Source organism: Pantoea sp. JGM49 (assembly GCF_018257655.1).
Classification (GTDB): Bacteria; Pseudomonadota; Gammaproteobacteria; order Enterobacterales; family Enterobacteriaceae; genus Pantoea; species Pantoea communis.
The window spans coordinates 43,710-64,026 of the sequence record NZ_JAERJM010000013.1 but is presented as its reverse complement, the minus strand read 5'-3'; the positions used below and the strand labels follow the sequence as shown (position 1 = coordinate 64,026).

Annotated in this window: 17 protein-coding genes and 2 tRNA genes; 5 read left to right on the top strand and 14 right to left on the bottom strand. The window is 53.3% G+C overall.

From position 1 onward, the window contains the following. Window positions 1-9: 9 nt before the first annotated feature. From truB to rlmE, 12 genes are all read right to left on the bottom strand, one after another. On the bottom strand, window positions 10-954 hold the full coding sequence (gene truB / locus JK231_RS20160) for a tRNA pseudouridine(55) synthase TruB (protein ID WP_058959446.1): 945 nt from the start codon (window positions 952-954) through the stop codon (window positions 10-12). Next, complete coding sequence (gene rbfA, locus JK231_RS20155) at window positions 954-1,361, bottom strand: 30S ribosome-binding factor RbfA (protein ID WP_034826517.1); 408 nt, start codon at window positions 1,359-1,361, stop codon at window positions 954-956. The genes truB and rbfA overlap by 1 nt, the downstream gene beginning before the upstream one ends. A 66-nt stretch (window positions 1,362-1,427) precedes the next feature. Then, the gene (gene infB / locus JK231_RS20150) at window positions 1,428-4,118 is read right to left on the bottom strand and encodes a translation initiation factor IF-2 (RefSeq protein WP_034826524.1); all 2,691 of its coding nucleotides are present in this window, start codon (window positions 4,116-4,118) and stop codon (window positions 1,428-1,430) included. A gap of 17 nt (window positions 4,119-4,135) precedes the next feature. Beyond that, complete coding sequence (nusA, locus tag JK231_RS20145; protein WP_034826526.1) at window positions 4,136-5,623, bottom strand: transcription termination factor NusA; 1,488 nt, start codon at window positions 5,621-5,623, stop codon at window positions 4,136-4,138. Between the two features lie 24 nt (window positions 5,624-5,647). Further along, window positions 5,648-6,100 (bottom strand): ribosome maturation factor RimP, encoded by a 453-nt coding sequence (gene rimP, locus JK231_RS20140; protein ID WP_034826528.1) that lies wholly within the window; start codon window positions 6,098-6,100, stop codon window positions 5,648-5,650. Between the two features lie 212 nt (window positions 6,101-6,312). Beyond that, window positions 6,313-6,389, bottom strand: a tRNA-Met gene (locus JK231_RS20135). Between the two features lie 59 nt (window positions 6,390-6,448). Then, window positions 6,449-6,535 (bottom strand) — tRNA-Leu (locus tag JK231_RS20130). Between the two features lie 46 nt (window positions 6,536-6,581). Beyond that, window positions 6,582-6,917, bottom strand: coding sequence for a preprotein translocase subunit SecG (secG, locus tag JK231_RS20125; RefSeq protein ID WP_034826531.1), 336 nt, complete (start codon window positions 6,915-6,917; stop codon window positions 6,582-6,584). Window positions 6,918-7,134: 217 nt separating this feature from the next. Continuing rightward, the gene (glmM, locus tag JK231_RS20120) at window positions 7,135-8,469 is read right to left on the bottom strand and encodes a phosphoglucosamine mutase (RefSeq protein WP_200576368.1); all 1,335 of its coding nucleotides are present in this window, start codon (window positions 8,467-8,469) and stop codon (window positions 7,135-7,137) included. 3 nt (window positions 8,470-8,472) lie between these two features. Next, window positions 8,473-9,306, bottom strand: a complete 834-nt coding sequence (gene folP / locus JK231_RS20115; RefSeq protein WP_097118206.1) for a dihydropteroate synthase — start codon at window positions 9,304-9,306, stop codon at window positions 8,473-8,475. An 85-nt stretch (window positions 9,307-9,391) separates the two neighbouring features. After that, entirely contained in the window at window positions 9,392-11,323 is a 1,932-nt protein-coding gene (gene ftsH / locus JK231_RS20110; protein WP_034826538.1) for an ATP-dependent zinc metalloprotease FtsH, read from the bottom strand. Between the two features lie 173 nt (window positions 11,324-11,496). Then, on the bottom strand, window positions 11,497-12,126 hold the full coding sequence (gene rlmE / locus JK231_RS20105) for a 23S rRNA (uridine(2552)-2'-O)-methyltransferase RlmE (protein ID WP_034826540.1): 630 nt from the start codon (window positions 12,124-12,126) through the stop codon (window positions 11,497-11,499). A 126-nt stretch (window positions 12,127-12,252) separates the two neighbouring features. On the opposite strand from rlmE, the gene yhbY reads away from it, so the two are divergent. Further along, complete coding sequence (gene yhbY / locus JK231_RS20100; RefSeq protein WP_034826542.1) at window positions 12,253-12,546, top strand: ribosome assembly RNA-binding protein YhbY; 294 nt, start codon at window positions 12,253-12,255, stop codon at window positions 12,544-12,546. Window positions 12,547-12,674: 128 nt separating this feature from the next. On the opposite strand, the gene greA is transcribed toward yhbY, so the two are convergent. After that, window positions 12,675-13,151 carry a transcription elongation factor GreA gene (gene greA / locus JK231_RS20095; protein WP_034826545.1) on the bottom strand — a complete coding sequence of 159 codons (477 nt, stop codon included), beginning with the start codon at window positions 13,149-13,151 and terminating at the stop codon, window positions 12,675-12,677. Between the two features lie 246 nt (window positions 13,152-13,397). Here greA and dacB point away from each other — a divergent pair, with 246 nt between their 5' ends. The 3 genes from dacB to pmrB are packed head-to-tail and all read left to right on the top strand — an operon-like array spanning window position 13,398 to window position 16,548. Then, on the top strand, window positions 13,398-14,831 hold the full coding sequence (gene dacB, locus JK231_RS20090; RefSeq protein ID WP_058959462.1) for a serine-type D-Ala-D-Ala carboxypeptidase: 1,434 nt from the start codon (window positions 13,398-13,400) through the stop codon (window positions 14,829-14,831). After that, window positions 14,831-15,493 (top strand): two-component system response regulator PmrA, encoded by a 663-nt coding sequence (gene pmrA, locus JK231_RS20085; RefSeq protein WP_034826547.1) that lies wholly within the window; start codon window positions 14,831-14,833, stop codon window positions 15,491-15,493. The genes dacB and pmrA overlap by 1 nt, the downstream gene beginning before the upstream one ends. After that, window positions 15,490-16,548 (top strand): two-component system sensor histidine kinase PmrB, encoded by a 1,059-nt coding sequence (pmrB, locus tag JK231_RS20080; RefSeq protein ID WP_211729325.1) that lies wholly within the window; start codon window positions 15,490-15,492, stop codon window positions 16,546-16,548. Before pmrA ends, pmrB begins: the two co-directional genes overlap by 4 nt. On the opposite strand, the gene JK231_RS20075 is transcribed toward pmrB, so the two are convergent. Beyond that, on the bottom strand, window positions 16,545-18,818 hold the full coding sequence (locus JK231_RS20075) for a TonB-dependent siderophore receptor (RefSeq protein ID WP_211729324.1): 2,274 nt from the start codon (window positions 18,816-18,818) through the stop codon (window positions 16,545-16,547). The two genes, pmrB and JK231_RS20075, sit on opposite strands and share 4 nt — an antisense overlap. A 260-nt stretch (window positions 18,819-19,078) precedes the next feature. Between JK231_RS20075 and fes the strand changes: the two genes are divergently transcribed. Next, the gene (gene fes, locus JK231_RS20070) at window positions 19,079-20,290 is read left to right on the top strand and encodes an enterochelin esterase (protein ID WP_211729323.1); all 1,212 of its coding nucleotides are present in this window, start codon (window positions 19,079-19,081) and stop codon (window positions 20,288-20,290) included. Window positions 20,291-20,317 lie beyond the last annotated feature (27 nt).

Sequence of the window (20,317 nt, the reverse complement as noted above, 5' to 3'; positions counted from 1 at the left end):
ATGTGTTGATTAGGCGGGAAACTCGACCACCAGACGACGCGGCGCCACGCGTCCATCCTCAGCGATTTCTGCCATGCCGATAAATTTATGTTCTTCACCTTCGGTAACACGCACCAATCCCTGTTCAGGCGCATTCGCCACCTGCACCGGCATCCCCTGTTTGAAATAAGCGGCGACAGAGGGCAGCAAATTGACGATGGGGAACTCCTCCGCAGGGCTATCCATTGGCAGCAGCAGTGCATCCAGTGCACGGTAGTCTGGCGTTTCTGCTGCGTTGGCTTCAGCCGCCATCGCCTGCAACTGCTCAAAGGTGATCATGCGATCAATCGGATACTTTGCCACCTGCAAACGACGCAACATAATCACATGTGCGCCGCAGCCGAGCTTCTCGCCGAGGTCATCGATGATGGTGCGAATATAAGTGCCTTTGGAAACGTGAATTTCCAGCTCCAGCTCATCCCCTTCCCAGCGAATAAACTGCAGTTCAAACACGGTGATCGGTCGTGCTTCACGCGGTACGGTAATGCCTTCACGCGCGTATTCATACAGCTTGCGGCCCTGGTACTTCAACGCAGAGAACATGGTGGGTACTTGTAAGGTGTCACCACGGAAGCTCTCCAGCGCCGCATCAAGCTGGGCTTGATTGAAGGTCACCGGGCGCGTTTCGACGATATTGCCATCAGCGTCTGAGGTATCGGTACGCTCGCCGAGGCGGGCAATAACGCGATAGCGTTTATCGGAATCGAGCAGGAACTGCGAGAACTTCGTCGCTTCACCGAGGCAGATCGGCAGCATGCCTGTTGCCAGGGGATCAAGCGCACCCGTGTGACCCGCTTTGTTAGCATGGAACAGACGCTTCACTTTCTGCAGCACATCGTTCGAGGATGCGCCCTGATGCTTATCCAGCAAAAACACACCGTGGACGTCGCGACCGCGACGACGAGGACGACTCATTAGTCCTCCTTGTCATCTTCCGCCGGGCTTTCGCCACGACGCTCAACGTCACTTTTGATCACGTTGCTGACCAGGTTAGACATGCGCATCCCTTCGATCAGCGAGTTGTCATAGAAGAAGGTCAGTTCAGGTACGATACGCAGACGCATCGCTTTCCCCACCAGAATACGGATATAACCTGAGGCTTCTTTCAGCGCCTTCAGACCATTTTTTACCGCATCTTCATCCTGGTCATTCAAAAAGGTCACGAAGACTTTGGCATACGCCAGGTCGCGCGACACTTCTACGCCGGATACCGTTACCATCATGCCGAGGCGCGGGTCTTTAATTTCACGTTGCAGGATAATTGCGATTTCTTTCTGCAGTTCCTGAGATACGCGCTGTGGGCGGCCAAATTCTTTTGCCATTTTTTCTTTCTCCCAAATAATTCGGGAGGCCAGAGGCCTCCCAAATTGCAACACATCAAGTGATGATCAATCGATGGTGCGTTTAATTTCAATCACTTCAAAGACTTCGATCATGTCACCAACGCGAACGTCGTTGTAGTTCTTCACGCCGATACCACACTCCATGCCGTTACGCACTTCGTTGACATCGTCTTTAAAGCGACGCAGAGATTCCAGCTCGCCTTCGTAAATCACCACGTTGTCGCGCAGTACGCGAATCGGGTTGTGACGTTTGATGTTGCCTTCGGTGACCATACAGCCAGCAATGGCGCCAAATTTCGGTGACTTGAACACGTCACGCACTTCGGCCAGACCAATGATCTGCTGTTTGAATTCCGGTGCCAGCATGCCGCTCATGGCTGCTTTTACTTCGTCAATCAGATTATAGATAACGGAGTAGTAGCGCAGGTCCACGTTTTCAGCGTCAATCACGCGACGCGCAGAAGCGTCAGCACGGACGTTAAAGCCGAGAATGATGGCGTTGGAAGCCGCTGCCAGGGTCGCGTCGGTTTCGGTGATACCACCCACGCCCGAACCGATAATCTTCACCTTCACTTCGTCGGTGGAGAGTTTCAGCAGCGAGTCGGAGATCGCTTCCACCGAACCCTGTACGTCGGACTTCAGCACGATGTTCAACTCGGACACTTCGCCTTCGGTCATGTTGGCGAACATGTTCTCCAACTTCGACTTCTGCTGACGCGCCAGTTTCACTTCGCGGAATTTGCCCTGACGATACAGTGCAACTTCACGTGCTTTCTTCTCATCACGCACAACAGTCGCTTCATCACCCGCTGCTGGCACACCAGACAGACCGAGGATTTCCACTGGAATGGATGGACCCGCTTCCAGCACTTCACGACCCAGTTCGTCACGCATCGCACGGACACGGCCGTATTCGAAGCCGCACAGTACGATATCGCCTTTGTTCAGCGTACCTTCACGCACCAGCACGGTCGCAACCGGGCCACGACCTTTGTCGAGGAAGGATTCGATGACCACGCCGCTCGCCATACCTTCACGAATGGCGGTCAGTTCCAGAACTTCAGCCTGCAGCAGAATCGCATTCAGCAGGTCATCAATACCGGTACCCGCTTTCGCAGAGACGTTAACGAACATGTTTTCACCGCCCCACTCTTCCGGAATGATTCCGTACTGGGTCAGTTCATTCTTCACGCGATCCGGGTCTGCTTCTGGCTTATCAATCTTGTTCACTGCAACCACAACCGGCACTTTGGCCGCTTTGGCGTGCTGGATGGCTTCGATAGTCTGTGGCATCACGCCGTCATCGGCAGCAACCACCAGAATTACGATATCCGTTGCCTGCGCACCACGTGCACGCATCGCGGTAAACGCGGCGTGGCCCGGGGTATCCAGGAAGGTTACCATACCGTTGTCAGTTTCAACGTGGTAAGCACCGATATGCTGTGTAATACCGCCAGCCTCGCCTGAAGCGACTTTGGTTGAGCGGATATAGTCCAGCAGCGAGGTTTTACCATGGTCAACGTGACCCATGATAGTGACCACCGGAGCGCGTGACTCCTGCGCTGCATCGGTATCACGATCGTCCATCACCGCTTCTTCCAGTTCGTTCTCGCGGCGCAGGATCACTTTGTGACCCATTTCTTCCGCAACCAACTGGGCTGTTTCCTGGTCGATGACTTGGTTAATGGTCGCCATTGCGCCCATTTTCATCATCGCTTTGATAACCAGTGAGCCTTTCACCGCCATTTTGTTTGCCAGCTCGGCAACAGTAATGGTTTCGCCGATGATCACATCACGGTTAACAGCCTGAACGGGTTTGTTGAAACCCTGCTGCAGTGCGCTTGGCTTACGGTTTTTACCACCTTTACCACCACGGAACTGCGCACGCGCTTCTTCGCGATCAGTTTTCGCTTCAGAATGCTTGTTGCCTTTTTTGGCTGGGCGCGCTGCTTTGGTGGTACGCGCACGTCCACGTCCGCCTTCAACTTCGCGGTCGTTTTCGTCTTCAGCCTGACGGGCATGAGTGGAAGTGGTGACATGGTAGTCGCCTTTGTCTTCTTCCTCTGGTTTTTCCCATTCAGCTGATTTCTCTTCAGCCAGGCGGCGGGCTTCTTCTGCCACACGGCGAGCGTCTTCTTCCAGCTTACGGCGTGCTTCTTCTTCCGCTTTGCGTTTCAGATCAGCCGCTTCGGCTTCACGACGCGCCTTATCAGACTGCGCAGCCTTGGTTACTTCATCGGTAGGTTGATTAGTCACTTTCTCATTTTCCGCTGCTTCACGCTTGGCCTTTTCAGCGGCTTCGCGCTTGGCTTTATCTTCGGCTTCACGTTGCGCTTTTTGTTCAGCTTCGCGACGGGCTTGTTCTTCTGCCTCGCGACGCGCCTGCTCTTCCGCTTCACGCTGCGCCTCGGCTTCAGCTTCTGCCTGAGCTTGCTCAGACTCAGCATCACCTTTCACATATGTGCGTTTTTTGCGGACTTCGATTTGCACCGACTTACTTTTACCCCCGGTGACGGGAATATTCAAGGTGCTGCGCGTTTTGCGCTGTAATGTCAGTTTACTTGAACCGGTCTGACCGTGCTCACGATTCAAATGGGACAGTAAGGTTTCTTTCTCTTGCTGGGACACCGCATCGTTTTCAGACTTGCGGATCCCTGCGTCAGCAAATTGCTGTACCAGGCGATCGACCGGAGTCTGAATTTCGGCGGCCAGCGATTTTACGGTTACATCTGTCATGCTGTTCCTTCCTGTTATTACGCGTCATCGCCGAACCAGCAGATATTACGTGCAGCCATAATCAGCGCACCGGCCTTCTCATCATCCAGCCCTTCAATATCTGTCAGATCGTCAACACCTTGCTCAGCGAGATCTTCCAGCGTGCAAACGCCTTTGGACGCCAGGCGATACGCCAGCGCACGATCCAGGCCCTCAAGATTCAGAAGATCCTCAGCGGGCTCCTGATTACCAAGGCTCTCTTCTTTCGCTAATGCCAGGGTGGTCAACGCATTTTTTGCTCGTTCACGCAGGGCTTCAATGGTCTCTTCGTCGAGGCCGTCGATTTCCAGCAACTCGTTGATTGGCACATAAGCCAATTCTTCCAGCGAAGAGAAGCCCTCTTCCACCAGTACGGTGGCGAACTCTTCGTCGATGTCGAGATGTTTAGTGAACATATCGATCGCTGCGTGGGCTTCAGCCTGATGCTTAGCCTGCAGATCATCGACGGTCATCACGTTCAGTTCCCAACCACTCAGTTGGGAAGCCAGACGCACGTTTTGGCCGTTACGGCCGATCGCCTGAGCCAGATTGCCGGCTTCAACAGCGATATCCATGGTGTGATTGTCTTCATCCACCACAATTGACGCCACATCGGCTGGCGCCATGGCGTTAATGACGAATTGTGCCGGGTTATCGTCCCACAGCACGATATCAATACGCTCGCCACCCAGCTCGCTTGATACAGCCTGGACACGCGCACCGCGCATACCCACACAAGCACCGACCGGATCAATACGTTTATCGTTGGTTTTCACCGCGATTTTAGCGCGTGAACCTGGATCGCGCGCTGCCGCTTTGATCTCGATAACTTCTTCACCGATTTCTGGCACCTCAATGCGGAACAGTTCGATCAGCATTTCTGGCTTAGAACGGGTGACGAACAGCTGTGCACCACGCGCTTCCGGACGAACAGCGTACAACACGCCGCGAATACGGTCGCCTGGGCGGAAGTTTTCACGTGGCAGCATATCTTCGCGTCCGATCACGGCTTCAGCATTGCTGCCCAGATCGAGTGAGATGCTGTCGCGGTTTACTTTCTTCACCACGCCGGTGATGATTTCACCTTCGTGTTGACGGAACTGATCAACCACCATCGCGCGCTCAGCCTCACGGACTTTCTGCACGATAACCTGTTTAGCGGTTTGGGTGGTGATACGGTCAAAGGTGACAGATTCGATCTGATCTTCAACGTATTCGCCCAGATTGAACGCTTCGTCTTCAAAGCGGGCCGCATCCAGCGTAATTTCACGAGTCGGCTGTGTTACTTCTTCCACAATCTGCCAGCGACGGAAAGTATCGAAATCACCGCTGCGACGGTCAATGCTGACGCGCACTTCGATCTCTTGCTCATACTTCTTTTTAGTCGCAGTGGCCAAAGCGCTCTCAAGCGCTTCGAAGATTTTCTCACGTGGCAGGGCTTTTTCGTTAGAAACGGCTTCTACTACAGCTAAGATCTCTTTGTTCATCCTGGTTAGCCTCAATCCGGACTTTTAAAAGTGGGGGACCAGGTTCGCTTTCTGAATATTACTCAGCGCGAACACCTCATCGTTACCCTCAACGGTTACCGTGATCATCTCACCTTCCACGGATTTGATGATCCCCTGCCATTTACGGCGGTTCTGTACGGCCATACGCAGTGTCAGGCTCACCTCATCACCGGCGAAACGTGCATAGTGTTCAGCAGTGAAAAGAGGACGCTCGAGACCTGGCGAGGAGACTTCAAGGTTGTAAGCCACCGTAATGGGATCTTCCACATCCATTACCGCGCTGACCTGGTGGCTAACATCGGCACAATCATCAACATTGATACCATTCTCACTATCAATATAGATGCGCAAAGTCGATGTGCGACCGCGAACGAATTCGATACCGACCAATTCGTAGCCAAGCGCTTCTACTGGAGCGGTGATCAAATCAGTCAATTTTTGCTCTAATGTGGACAAGCCCACCCCCAAGACATAAAAAAAGGGCCTATAGCCCAGTATTGCGATTCCTGATAACAAAAAACCCCGAAAATTCGGGGCTTTTTATCACTGGACCCTGTACGCCGCAGAGCGGCATCGGCACACAATCCAAAAGAATTTTTTTCAAAAAAACACTGAGGATGCGTCCGTCGATGCATACAGTATATTTGAAAAAGAACTCTAAGGGAAAGTGGTTGCGGGGGCCGGATTTGAACCGACGACCTTCGGGTTATGAGCCCGACGAGCTACCAGGCTGCTCCACCCCGCGTCCGAAAACGTGGCGAATAATACGCCGACCTTGCTAAAAAAGCAAGTTTTACTGAGATTTGGTACCGAGGACGGGACTTGAACCCGTAAGCCCTTTCGAGCACTACCACCTCAAGGTAGCGTGTCTACCAATTTCACCACCTCGGTACTGCACTGACTGCGACGTTATGTTGCCGCTAAAGCATTGACGATGTTACTGCGGGATATCATTGCCCGGGGTTGCCGGTTTAGCTGGCTGAGTCTGCTGTTCAGACTGAGCTGGCGCAGTGAGGTTTTCCCACTCGCTTCCTTTAGAAGACTTATTCGTGTTCAGATTGCCCAGAATCAAGCTGATGATGAAGAACAGGGTCGCCAGTACTGCAGTCATACGTGTCATGAAATTACCAGACCCGTTTGAACCGAACAGTGTACCAGAGGCGCCTGCACCGAATGAGGCTCCCATATCAGCGCCTTTGCCTTGCTGAAGCATGATCAGACCCACGAGGCCAATCGCAACAATAAGGAAAACAACTAACAGAGCTTCGTACATAATCAACCTGTTTCCTTGCGCGTTATCCGCACAGTTAAAGCTTCACCAATATTGACGGGGAGTATCGTCATCACCCATCAGAAGCGGGTGTGAATACTAACCAATGGGACATACCTCTGCAAGCGCAATTTTCACGAACCTTATTGATTGCGGAAAAAAGCGCCAGGATGGTGATTTAACAGGCGGAAAGTCGAAATCTCGCCGCCTGTTAACACGCTTAGACCGCTTTCACTGCATCAGCAATTTTATGCGCCAGCTCGGTGACTAACGCTTCATCTTCACCCTCGACCATCACGCGAATTAGCGGCTCAGTGCCCGATTTACGCAACAGCACACGACCGCGCCCTGCTAGCGTTTTCTCCACTTCAGCGCTGACAGCCTTAACGCTCTCGGATTCAAGGGGATCATGACTGCCGCTGAAGCGCACATTCACCAGAATCTGCGGCAGCATTTTCATGCCACTGCACAAATCATGCAGACTCATGTGATTACGCACGATAGCAGTAAGTACTTGCAAACTTGCCACGATACCGTCGCCAGTGCTGATTTTATCCAACAGAATGACATGCCCGGAGTTTTCAGCCCCCATGCGCCAGCCCTTCTCCTGCATTTTTTCCAGCACGTAGCGGTCACCCACTTTGGCACGTGTGAAAGGAATACCCAGCTGTTTCAACGCCAGTTCCAGCCCCATATTACTCATCAACGTACCCACCACCCCGCCGCGCAGTTGCCCCTGACGTAAGGCTTCACGTGCAATGATGTAGAGAATCTGGTCACCATCGACCTTCATGCCCAGATGATCCACCATCATGATGCGGTCACCATCGCCATCGTAAGCAAGGCCCAAATCTGCCTTCTCATCCAGCACGCGCTGCTGCAGCATGCGAAGATCGGTTGCACCGCACTCTTTGTTGATGTTCATGCCATCGGGCTGCACGCCAATCGCAATCACTTTGGCACCCAATTCACGCAGCACATTAGGGGCAATGTGATAGGTCGCACCGTTGGCGCAATCCACTACGATTTTCAGACCGTTGAGACTTAACTCGCTCGGGAATGTGCCTTTACAGAACTCGATATAGCGACCAGCAGCATCAACGATACGGCTGGCGCGCCCCAACTCAGCGGACTCAACGCAGGTCAGTGGCTTCTCTAACTCAAGCTCAATGGCCTCTTCCACTTCATCCGGCAATTTAGTGCCTTCCGCAGAGAAGAATTTGATGCCGTTATCGTCGAAGGGGTTATGCGATGCAGAGATCACGATACCGGCCTCTGCACGAAAGGTACGCGTCAGATAGGCAATCGCGGGGGTTGGCATAGGCCCGGTAAAGGCCGCCGACAAACCAGCAGCAGCCAGGCCCGCTTCCAGTGCCGATTCCAGCATGTAGCCAGATATACGCGTATCTTTACCAATTAATACCTTACGTGATCCAGAGCGCGCCAGAACCTTACCCGCAGCAAAACCCAGCTTTAGGACAAAATCAGGGGTAATCGGTGCTTCACCGACCTTGCCACGAATACCATCTGTACCGAAATATTTACGATTACTCATGCTTTATCCTTTTGCTCTCCGTGTCGCTTCAACAATACGCATCGCTTCGACAGTCTCTTTCACATCATGCACGCGAATAATTTGTGCGCCCTGCATAGCGGCAATCACCGCACAGCTCAGGCTGCCGGTCAGACGCTGCGTCGGACCGACATTTAACAGCTGGCCAATCATCGATTTGCGCGACATTCCGACCAATAGTGGTAAGCCAAAATGGTGGAAATGGCTGAGTTCAGCCAGCAGTTGATAATTGTGGTTGAGATTCTTACCGAAACCGAAGCCAGGGTCGAGCAACAGATTCTCTTTTTTAATGCCTGCCGCTTCGCAACGTGCAATCTGTGCCTGGAAGTAAGCGTCCACTTCACCCACGATATTCTGATATTCAGGTGCTTGCTGCATAGTGCGCGGTTCGCCCTGCATGTGCATCAGGCATACCGGCAGACCGGTCTCCGCTGCCGCTGCCAATGCACCCGGTTCTGACAGTGAACGAATATCATTAATGATGTGAGCACCCACTCGCGCCGATTCACGGATCACCTCTGGCTTTGAAGTATCAACAGAAATCCACACTTCAAAACGCTGGGCGATAGCTTCAACCACCGGAATCACGCGTGCTAACTCTTCATCTACGCTGACTTCATCGGCTCCTGGCCGCGTAGATTCCCCGCCGACATCGATGATGGTTGCGCCCGCATTCACCATCTCATTGGTATGGGTCAGCGCATCCACCAATGTGTTGTGTGTTCCGCCATCAGAGAAGGAGTCCGGCGTGACATTCAAAATACCCATCACATGGGGAAACGACAGATCGAGATGGGAATCACGGGCGAACAACTTCATGGCGGGAATCTCCTTGGGAATCACGGTATCACTGAATGTAAAAAACCCCGGACCGGCCGGGGTTTTTGCTGAGGTTTGTGGCCTCTTACTTGTCGAGCTGTTCTGACATGGTGTTGCCAGGATTTGGCGTACGCGGTTCATCAACCGGACGTGGCGCCTTTGGCGTCCCATTGTTGTCCGATGAACTGCTGCTGCCTGAATCATCCCAACCTGCTGGTGGGCGAACTTCACGACGAGCCATTAAGTCATCAATCTGTGGCGCATCAATGGTTTCATACTTCATCAGCGCGTCTTTCATCGCGTGAAGGATGTCCATGTTCTCACCCAGCAGAACACGAGCACGCTGGTAGTTGCTGTCGATCAGGTGTTTAACTTCCTGGTCGATGATGCGTGCTGTTTCATCTGACATGTGTTTCGCCTTAGCCACAGAGCGGCCGAGGAACACTTCGCCTTCTTCTTCAGCATACAGCAACGGACCTAACTTCTCGTTGAAGCCCCACTGCGTCACCATGTTTCGCGCCAGGTTAGTGGCGACTTTAATGTCGTTAGATGCACCGGTAGAAACGTGTTCTGCGCCGTAGATGATCTCTTCCGCCAGACGACCGCCATACAGCGTTGAGATCTGGCTTTCAAGTTTCTGGCGGCTGGCGCTAATCGCGTCACCTTCTGGCAAGAAGAAGGTCACACCCAGCGCACGTCCACGCGGGATAATTGTCACTTTATGCACCGGATCGTGTTCCGGTACCAGACGACCAATAATCGCATGGCCCGCTTCGTGGTAAGCGGTGGATTCTTTCTGCGCTTCCGTCATCACCATGGAGCGACGTTCTGCACCCATCATGATTTTGTCTTTCGCTTTCTCGAACTCAACCATTGAGACCACACGCTTGTTGCCACGTGCAGCAAACAGTGCCGCTTCGTTGACAAGGTTAGCGAGGTCAGCACCCGAGAAGCCCGGCGTACCACGTGCGATGATCGCTGCATCGATGTCAGTGGCCAGCGGCACACGACGCATATGCACTTTCAGAATCTGTTCACGACCGCGGACATCTGGCAGACCGACCACAACCTGGCGGTCAAAACGACCTGGGCGCAGCAGCGCGGGGTCAAGTACGTCTGGACGGTTAGTTGCGGCGATAACGATGATGCCTTCATTACCTTCGAAGCCATCCATCTCAACCAGCATCTGGTTCAGCGTCTGCTCACGTTCATCATGACCACCGCCTAAACCGGCGCCACGTTGACGGCCTACAGCATCGATTTCATCGATAAAGATGATGCACGGCGCGGCTTTCTTCGCCTGCTCGAACATGTCGCGCACACGAGATGCACCGACACCCACGAACATTTCAACAAAGTCAGAACCGGAGATAGTGAAAAACGGTACTTTTGCTTCGCCAGCAATCGCTTTAGCCAGCAAGGTTTTACCGGTACCCGGAGGGCCGACCATCAGGACGCCTTTCGGGATCTTACCACCCAGTTTCTGGAAGCGGCTTGGCTCGCGCAGATATTCAACCAGTTCACCCACTTCTTCTTTCGCTTCATCGCAACCTGCGACATCAGCAAACGTGGTCTTGATCTGGTCTTCGGTCAGCATGCGGGCTTTACTCTTGCCAAAGGACATCGCGCCTTTGCCACCGCCGCCCTGCATCTGCCGCATAAAGAAGATCCAAACGCCAATCAACAGCAGCATTGGGAACCAGGAGATGAAGATGGAAGCCAGCAGGCTTGGCTCTTCTGGTGGTTCACCAATCACTTTGACGTTTTTGGTCAAGAGGTTATCAAGCAACTTTGGATCGTTGACAGGAATGTAAGTCGTATATTTATTACTGTCTTTTTTGACAACGTTAATCTCACGCCCGTTAATACGTGCCTCGCGGACCTGATCCTGGTTCACTTCCGACAGGAAGGTTGAATAATCAACCCTACGGCCATTCGACTCGCTGGGCCCAAAGCTCTGGAAGACAGACATCAGCACGACCGCGATGACTAACCAGAGAATCAGGTTTTTCGCCATGTCACTCAAGGGATTAACCTCATATTACAACGGTGTTAACAGACAGCGTAGGGTACTATATATCCTTCAGACCTGGAATCGCGGCGCTGATGATTTTACTGCTTTTCACTGAAACTCAGAATTACACATCAGAGTAAACGCAGTTCGCCTTGCTTTGATTCCGGTACCGAGAGCTATAGTTTGCGCCCTGTCGCCACAATGTACACTTCACGCGAACGTAAACGAGAAGCGTCTGGCTTACGAATTTTCACTTTCGTAAATAGGGAGCGAATTTCCCGCAGGTATTCCTCGAAGCCATCTCCCTGAAACACTTTCACTACAAAACTGCCGCCAGGCGCCAGGATATCCCGACACATTTCCAGCGCCAACTCTACCAAATACATCGATCGTGGAATATCAACCGCAGGTGTACCACTCATGTTCGGCGCCATGTCAGACATAACAACTTGCACCTTTTGATCACCTACTCGCTCCAGCAATGCGTTCAGCACTGCCTCTTCACGAAAGTCGCCCTGTAAAAAATCGACACCGACGATCGGGTCCATGGGAAGCAAGTCACAGGCAATAATACGACCGTTAGATCCAATCTGTTGTACCGCATATTGCGACCAACCGCCGGGCGCAGCACCCAGATCTACCACTGTCATGCCGGGTTTGAAAAGCTTGTCACCCTGCTGAATTTCGTCCAGTTTAAACCAGGCGCGCGAACGCAACCCCTTTTTCTGTGCCTGCAACACATATTTATCGCTAAAGTGTTCCTGTAGCCAGCGACTGGAACTGGCCGAACGCTTTTTACCCGTCATAATTTTTCCAATTAAATCTTCATCGTAGCGATAAATCAGTACGCAATGAGTCGCGTTGATTTGGCGATATACCCGAGATGGCGGTAGAATGAACCGTTTTCAATCCCTGAGTAAGTAAAAAATACGATGAATCTGAGTACCAAACAAAAACAGCACCTGAAAGGCCTTGCCCATCCACTGAAGCCCGTTGTTATGCTGGGCGGTAATGGCTTGACCGAAGGCGTGCTCGCCGAAATCGAACTGGCGCTCGAGCATCACGAATTGATCAAGGTGAAAATTGCCTCTGAAGATCGTGAAACCAAGCAGCTGATCGTTGACGCTATCGTACGTGAAACAAAAGCTTGTAACGTACAGGTCATCGGCAACACGCTGGTGCTGTATCGCCCTGCAAAAGAGCGCAAAATTACTCTGCCACGTTAATTAAGCCGTAAAGGCTGCCATGACGGGCAGAGAAAGTGCCATGCTCCTGCATGGGATAAAAGGCCGCTATGCGGCCTTTTTCCTTTCTTTACAATATGCGGCTACACATTTCAAAGCGTAGCAATATCTTAAAGGTATTCCACCTTTAACACTTCATATTCCACATCGCCGCCCGGTGTCTTCACAATCGCAACGTCGTCTGCTTCTTTTCCAATCAAACCACGCGCCATCGGCGAGTTCACTGAAATCAGGTTTTGTTTGAAGTCAGCTTCATCATCACCCACGATGCGGTAAGTGAATTCTTCGTCCGTATCCACATTCAAAATGGTCACGGTAGCACCAAAAATCACGCGGCCGGTTTTCGGCATCGTCGTGATATCAATCACCTGAGCGTTGGAGAGTTTGGCTTCAATCTCCTGAATACGTCCTTCGCAAAAACCCTGTTCTTCACGGGCAGCGTGGTATTCGGCATTTTCTTTTAGATCGCCATGCTCACGGGCTTCGGCAATAGAGGCGATGATGCGCGGACGCTTCACGGTTTTCAGTTCGTTCAGCTCTTCACGCAGGCTCTCAGCGCCTTTCAACGTCATCGGAATCTGATTCATTTTGGCTCCTCGTCATCTATCCTGGTTAACGGCGTCATCCTGACCGGTGACAGCAGAAAACAGCTTCTGCGGCGCGTTACCTCTTTTCACAAGCAAAAGAAGCCTGACCCGGAAAGCTTTCCGGGTCAGGTTCGGTTTTGCATTTTGATACGTATTTTACCCCAGAGTTCCCTGTGGGTCATCGTTTACTTTGCACCGCCTCGGGAAGTAGTATTGACGCCTTCACCCGTCAGTTACCGCGAGATTATGCGATTTTCACGACTTGTTACCGGATTAACCTGTGCGTTTATGCTGCAGGCACAAGCAGCCCCCGTTGAAGAATACATGCAGTATTTGCCAGACGGCGCAAACCTGGCGCTGATGGTACAAAAAGTGGGCGCATCAACCCCGATAATCGACTATCACGGCAAACAGATGGCATTGCCGGCCAGTACCATGAAGGTGATTACCGCGCTGGCGGCCCTGCTGGAACTCGGTCCGGACTTCCGTTTTCAAACCACGATGGAAACCAAGGGTGCAGTCAGCGATGGCACGCTCAATGGCGACTTAGTGGCGCGCTTTGGTGGCGATCCGACACTGAGCCGTCAGGATCTGCGCAACATGGTGGCGGCCCTGAAAAAGCAGGGCATTACGCATATCAAAGGCAATCTGGTGATCGACACGTCCGTGTTCGCCAGCCACGATATGGCACCCGGCTGGCCGTGGAATGACCTGACGCAGTGCTTCAGCGCCCCACCTGGGGCGGCCATTGTCGACAAAAACTGCTTCTCAGTCTCGCTCTATAGCGCCACCACGCCGGGCGAAAACGCCTTTGTGCGCATTGCGTCCTATTATCCGGCACATATGTTCAGTCAGGTGCGTACCATTGGCCGCAACAGTGGTGATGGGCAATATTGCGAACTGGATGTGGTGCCAGGCGAACTGAACCGCTACACGCTGACCGGCTGCATGCGCCAACGCGCCGAACCCTTGCCGCTGGCGTTTGCGGTGCAAGATGGTGCCGCCTGGGCGGGCGAAATCCTCAAGGCCGAACTACGTGCCGCGGATATCGATTACAGCGGCCATTTAGTGCGTCAGACGCAGGTTACCTCACCGGGAACCGTGCTCGCGTCGACGCAATCCGCGCCGCTGCACAATCTGCTGCACACCATGCTGAAGAAATCGGACAACATGATTGCGGATACGGTGTTCCGCACCATCGGCCATCACTATTTCAACGTACCCGGCACGTTCCGCGCCGGTTCCGATGCGGTACGCCGCATACTGCGTGAAAAAGCGGGCGTCGATCTCGGCAACAGCATTCAGGTCGATGGTTCAGGCTTGTCGCGTCACGATTTGATTGCGCCAGATACCATGATGCAGGTACTGCAATACATCGCGAAAAACGACTCAACGCTGAACTATATTTCGATGCTGCCGTTGGCGGGTTATGACGGCACGTTGCAATATCGTGGTGGCCTGCATGAAGCCGGACTGGATGGCAAAGTCTCGGCAAAAACCGGTTCGCTGCAGGGCGTTTATAATCTGGCTGGATTTATTACCACTTCCAGCGGTGCACGTGTCGCCTTTGTGCAGTATCTTTCTGGTTATGCGGTGCCGCCTGAAGATCAGAAAACGCGGCGCATTCCTCTGGTACGCTTTGAAAGCCGCCTCTACTCGGATATCAACAAAAACAACTAATGAAATTGCTGATCGTTGAAGATGACGCGCTGTTGCAATCGGGCCTGGCTCAGGCCCTTAGCGCACAAGGATATGCTGTTGACTGCGCGAGTACTGCTGCAGAGAGTAATGCTTTCTTACGCAGTGGGCAGTACAGCCTGATCGTTCTGGATCTGGGTTTACCGGATCGCGATGGTGCCACGCTGCTGCGTCAGTGGCGGCGCGATGGCATCAACGTACCGGTGTTGATCCTGACGGCGCGTGATGCACTGGAGGATCGCGTGGATGGCCTGGATGCCGGTGCCGACGATTATCTGGTCAAACCCTTCGCGCTGGTAGAACTGCAGGCACGCGTGCGTGCACTGATTCGTCGTTTTCAGGGCCACAGCGATAATTTGCTGCAACAAGGTGATCTCACCCTCAATCTCAGTTCGCAGCAGGTTTTGCTGGAAGAGCGTCCACTGGAAATTACCCCAAAAGAGTTCGCACTGCTGACGCGCTTGTTAATGCGCGTCGGTCAGAACGTCCATCGCGAAACGCTGCAGCAGGATCTCTATAGCTGGAATGACGATCCCGGATCTAACACCTTAGAAGTTCATATCCACAATCTGCGCCGTAAGCTCGGAAAAGATCGTATCAAAACCGTGCGTGGCGTGGGCTACCGCCTGGAAGTGCGCGAATGAATAGCATGCGTCAGCGGTTACTGATTATGCTGGCGCTGATTCTCCTCACCTGCCAGGTGATGAGCGCCATCTGGTTATGGCATGAGAGTCGCGAACAGATCAGTTTCCTGGTCAACGAAACGCTGTCTGCTCAGGCGCGTAACGACCGCGTCGAGAATGAGATCCGTGAAGCCATCGCTTCCCTGCTGTTGCCTTCACTGGTGATGATCGCTCTGACGCTGCTGCTGTCATTCTGGGCGATTAACTGGATCATTCGTCCATTACGATCCCTGCAGGATAGCCTCGCCCATCGCTCCGCCGATAATCTCACCCCGCTGCCGGTTTATTCAGAAATGGATGAAATCGTTGCCGTGACCACCTCCATTAATCAGCTATTTTCGCGGCTCGACCACACGCTACAACAGGAACGCCTCTTCACCGCCGATGCCGCGCATGAATTGCGTACCCCTTTGGCCGGTTTACGTCTGCACCTTGAACTGCTGCACCAGCAGAACGTGCCGCAGAGTGAGATGCTGATTGAACGTATCGACCAGTTGATGCACACCGTGGAGCAACTACTGATGCTGTCGCGAGCCGGCCAGGCGCTGGCAGGCGGTCACTATCAGCAGTTGCTGTGGCAAAAAGACATCATGCAGCCGCTGCAGCCGGAAATGGCCGAACTTTATGCACAGCGACAGCAAACAATGCACTGGCCGCACGGCAAAGATATTCCGCAACAGGGTGAAGCCGTGTTGCTGCGCCTGATGCTGCGTAATCTGCTGGAAAACGCCTCACGCTACAGCCCGGAAGGCAGTGAAGTGCAGGTGAAAATGCAGCAGGACAAGCAGCAGGTGATTATCGAGGTGTGGGATCAGGGGCCGGGCATTGAGGCCGATGCGGCAGAAGAACTGACGCAAGCCTTCCGCCGTCGCGATCAGCGCTACGGTGGCAGCGGATTAGGTCTGAACATTGTGCTGCGCATTGTACAGATGCACCGTGGCAGGCTGGAGCTGGTCAACCGTAAAGATAGCAGCGGGCTGATTGCCCGCTGCTATTTACCGCATCAACTGCTTTAGAAGTGAGTGTTGAGGCTCATGTAGTAAGTACGGCCTGATTCGTTATAAGTATTGGCACCCGCACCGTACAGGTAGGCGCCTGTTGTGGCGTTACCGGTGGTTTGCGCATTACCTTCGCGGAAGTGACGCTTATCAAACAGGTTGTCGATACCCAGGGTGACGCTGGCGTACTTATTCACATCATAAGTCCCGCTCAGGCCAATGATAGAGTAAGGACTCACTTTTTCGGCCGCGCTTCCCGTCACCGGTTGACCTTTGTAGTCATACTTTTTCGGTGTTTGCGTGCCGTACCAGGTCAGGGTGGTTTTCAGCGACAGATCCTGCGTTGCCTGCCAGCTCAGCGTCGAGTTCAGAGTGTATTCCGGGATGATCGACAGACGATCGCCGGTTTCCTTGTTCTTACTCTGCAGCATGTAGGTGAAGTTGTTGTTCCAGCTGACGCTATCCGAGAACGGCACATTCACCGTACCTTCCAGCCCTTCCACCACCGCTTTCGGTACGTTTTCCCACTTGTAGATATCCGTGGTGCCGTTTGAGGCTTTACCGACGGCTGCGTAACCCGCTTCAATCTTGTTGCGGTAATCGTTACGGAACCAGGTCAGACCCGCCTGATAGCCTTCGTGTTTCCACTCCAGTCCAATCTCTTTGTTAAAACTGTTTTCGGCTTTCAGGTCTGGGTTACCTTGCAGATAACAGGCACCGGTGCTGGCAGCACAGCCCTGACCGTTGCTGTACAGCAGGTAGTTCGGGTTAGTCTGGTACAGGCTTGGCGCTTTATAAGCCAGGCCCGCCCCCATCTTCAGTGTGAAGTCATCACCCAAACCTTGCGACAGGTTCAGAGACGGGCTCCAGTTGTTACCCACAATCGAGTGATGATCGAAACGCAGACTCGGCGTCAGCATGGTGCTGTCGGTCAGTTCCATGTTGTCTTCAGCGAACAGCGAGAAGATTTCCGCCTGCGAATACGGGCTACGACCGGTATTCGACACGCCAGGTACAGAGCCATAGTTAGCAGCCTGAGTGGTTGAAGAGGGATCCTTCATGCTCTGCTGGTTCCATTCGGCGCCCAGCGTTGCCGTCTGATTAATCAGCCACTCAAACGGAATGCTAACTTCGCTGTGCAGCAAAATATCGTCTAACTGAATGGTGTTGAAACCATCGTTAGAGAAGATACCTTCTGTACCGCCCGCCAGACCTTCATTGATACGAGTATTACGGGTTTTCTCATAGCGCGCATAGGTATTGGTGCTGACACCGTTATCCCAGGCACCGGTCCATTTCAACGAGATATTCTGGCGATACAGGCGGTTAGTTTCATCGCCATAGAGGCTTTTCACCAGCGCACTGGTGTTGGTGTTCTGCGTATCGCCTGCGTAAAGGTTGCCTTGACGGCTGTAACCCGCTTGCAACTCCAGGGTTTGCATCGGAGCAAATGCCCAGCTCAGTAACGCATTGATATCTTTATTGACCGAGCCTTCACGACCCGAAGGATAACTGCCCGCATACGTACCGGTACGCGCTGCCGCATGGCCTTCGTTGATGTCATAAGCATCGGCCTGGGTTTTCGCTAAGCCACCGTACAAGCGGAAGTTGAAGTCATCACCCAGCGGCCCTTCGAGGCTGAAGTTAGTGCGTTTGGTCGCGCCTTCCGATTTGTGTTCCGGCGCATTGAAGTAGGTATTCCACGAACCGTGCCACTGCTGATCGGTATATTTCCTGGTGATAATGTTAACCACACCGCCTGCTGCGCCGTTACCGTAACGCACCGCGGCCGGGCCACGAATCACATCAATGCGTTCGATCATTTCTGGCGGCACCCAGTTGGTATCACCGCGCGTATCACGCTCACCACGCCAGCCCAGACGTACGGAGTTGCGGCTGGTGATTGGCATACCATCCACCATAATCAGGGTGTTTTCCGGGCCCATGCCGCGAATATCGATCTGGCGATTGTTACCGCGCTGGCCACTGGTGGAGTTACCGGTCAGGTTAACGCCCGGCATGGTGCGAATAATTTCAGAGACATCACGTGCAGGCGGATGCTTTTTAATTTCATCTGCAGTGATGGTGGAAACGCCGGGTGCCTGCAGGTTTTGCTGCTGGGCGGTCACCATCAACGTGCCGCCGTTCATCGATTCGGCGTCGGTAGTGGATTGGCTGCTGGTCGTCTTGCTGGAAGTGTCTGCTGCCCAGGCGCTGCCGGAGAGCAGTGAGGCGCTCAGCCCCAGTTCAATCAAAATAGCTAATGATAATCGTGAGTAACGCGTCATTGTTTTTCATTCCTGGATGGCCAGTAAAATGCCGTTGGATTCTTAACTGGCGAGCCGGTGAGAATATCCCTGTCCTTATCGCGCCCAGTTCCAGACCTGGCAGTGCCATCCGTTGCGTAACCTTCCAGGAAGGAAAGAGTCAGGCGGAACGAGCGTGCTCTTTTGAGCGGAAACACCCTATTGCAAATGCAAATAGTTATCAATAGTATTAATTATTAATCTTATGTAAATCTTTCCCTACACAGTGACTGGCAGCCCCTATGACCTGGCGAAATGATGTAACCGGTAGCGAAGCCTGGTGGCAGGAGCAACAAACTCAGGGTATTCCGCGAATTGACCCTCAGCAGGATGGCACCTGCCTGTTGACCTTCTTCTGGCGCGATCCCCAAGGCAGCGAAAAAACGTCAGCGACTCAGCGTGTATGGATCAACATCACTGGCGTGACCGATCACCACCAGAAACGTCCACCTCAGTCATTGGTGCGCGTAACGGGTACCGATGTGTGGTACTGGCAAACAGCGCTGCCATCAAACTGGCGCGGCAGCTACTGCCTGATGCCCGATGAGCAGGCAACCGACTTTAGCGGTGAAGCGGACATGTATGCCTTGCGAAACTGGTGGCGTGACAAATTCCCCACGGCGAAGGCCGATCCCCTGAATACACTGCGCGGCTGGGCCGGTGGGCGTGGCATGGGCGTTTCGCCGCTGCATCTCCCGCAGGCCCCTGACCAGCAAATCTGGCAAGCCGTGGATGATGGCAGCGCATCGGCTGTTCCTTTGCAACAATATCAGTGGGATAGCGCGTTACTAAGTAACAGTCGCAAAGTGTGGATTTATGCCACTGGCGAATCCGATAACGCGCAACGTCCATTGGCCATTCTGCTGGATGGCCAGTTCTGGGCGAATCAAATGCCGATTGCCGGGCCATTGCAGCAACTTACTGACGCAGGGAAACTTCCCCCTGCCGTTTATCTGTTTATTGACATCATCGATCGTGAACACCGTAGTCGTGAACTGCCCTGTAATCCGCAGTTCTGGCAAGCCGTGCAGCAGGAGTTACTGCCGCAGGTGGCGCAATGGGCACCCTATCGCCAGCATGCAGACAGCACGCTGGTGGCCGGACAAAGTTTCGGCGGGCTGGCATCGGTGTTTGCCGCGCTGCATTTCCCGGAGACGTTTGGCAATGCACTGAGCCTCTCCGGATCATTCTGGTGGCCCGAACGTGGCAACCCATACGGCTGGCTGTTGCAGGCGCTGGATAGCGGCCTGGCACCGAAACAGCCGCTGCGTTTCTGGCTGGAGGCAGGTAAACGTGAAGGCCTGATTCTGCAAGCCAATCAACAATTAGAACAAAAACTTACCGCTGCCGGCTATCAGGTAAATTACCTGCCGGTGGAGGGCGGCCATGACGCGCTATGCTGGCGCGGTGGTCTGCTCGACGGTCTGCAAGCCCTGTGGCGCAATCCGACTTAACTTCATCACGCAGGACGCAAACCGGAG

Coding starts and splice junctions, on each gene's coding strand:
- folP (WP_097118206.1), bottom strand. CDS start 9,306: ATGAAGTTGTTCGCCCGTGATTCCCATCTCGATCTGTCGTTTCCCCAT.
- glmM (WP_200576368.1), bottom strand. CDS start 8,469: ATGAGTAATCGTAAATATTTCGGTACAGATGGTATTCGTGGCAAGGTC.
- yhbY (WP_034826542.1), top strand. CDS start 12,253: ATGAATCTGAGTACCAAACAAAAACAGCACCTGAAAGGCCTTGCCCAT.
- fes (WP_211729323.1), top strand. CDS start 19,079: ATGACCTGGCGAAATGATGTAACCGGTAGCGAAGCCTGGTGGCAGGAG.
- pmrA (WP_034826547.1), top strand. CDS start 14,831: ATGAAATTGCTGATCGTTGAAGATGACGCGCTGTTGCAATCGGGCCTG.
- rlmE (WP_034826540.1), bottom strand. CDS start 12,126: ATGACGGGTAAAAAGCGTTCGGCCAGTTCCAGTCGCTGGCTACAGGAA.
- rbfA (WP_034826517.1), bottom strand. CDS start 1,361: ATGGCAAAAGAATTTGGCCGCCCACAGCGCGTATCTCAGGAACTGCAG.
- truB (WP_058959446.1), bottom strand. CDS start 954: ATGAGTCGTCCTCGTCGTCGCGGTCGCGACGTCCACGGTGTGTTTTTG.
- dacB (WP_058959462.1), top strand. CDS start 13,398: ATGCGATTTTCACGACTTGTTACCGGATTAACCTGTGCGTTTATGCTG.
- JK231_RS20075 (WP_211729324.1), bottom strand. CDS start 18,818: ATGACGCGTTACTCACGATTATCATTAGCTATTTTGATTGAACTGGGG.
- ftsH (WP_034826538.1), bottom strand. CDS start 11,323: ATGGCGAAAAACCTGATTCTCTGGTTAGTCATCGCGGTCGTGCTGATG.
- nusA (WP_034826526.1), bottom strand. CDS start 5,623: ATGAACAAAGAGATCTTAGCTGTAGTAGAAGCCGTTTCTAACGAAAAA.
- greA (WP_034826545.1), bottom strand. CDS start 13,151: ATGAATCAGATTCCGATGACGTTGAAAGGCGCTGAGAGCCTGCGTGAA.
- secG (WP_034826531.1), bottom strand. CDS start 6,917: ATGTACGAAGCTCTGTTAGTTGTTTTCCTTATTGTTGCGATTGGCCTC.
- pmrB (WP_211729325.1), top strand. CDS start 15,490: ATGAATAGCATGCGTCAGCGGTTACTGATTATGCTGGCGCTGATTCTC.
- infB (WP_034826524.1), bottom strand. CDS start 4,118: ATGACAGATGTAACCGTAAAATCGCTGGCCGCCGAAATTCAGACTCCG.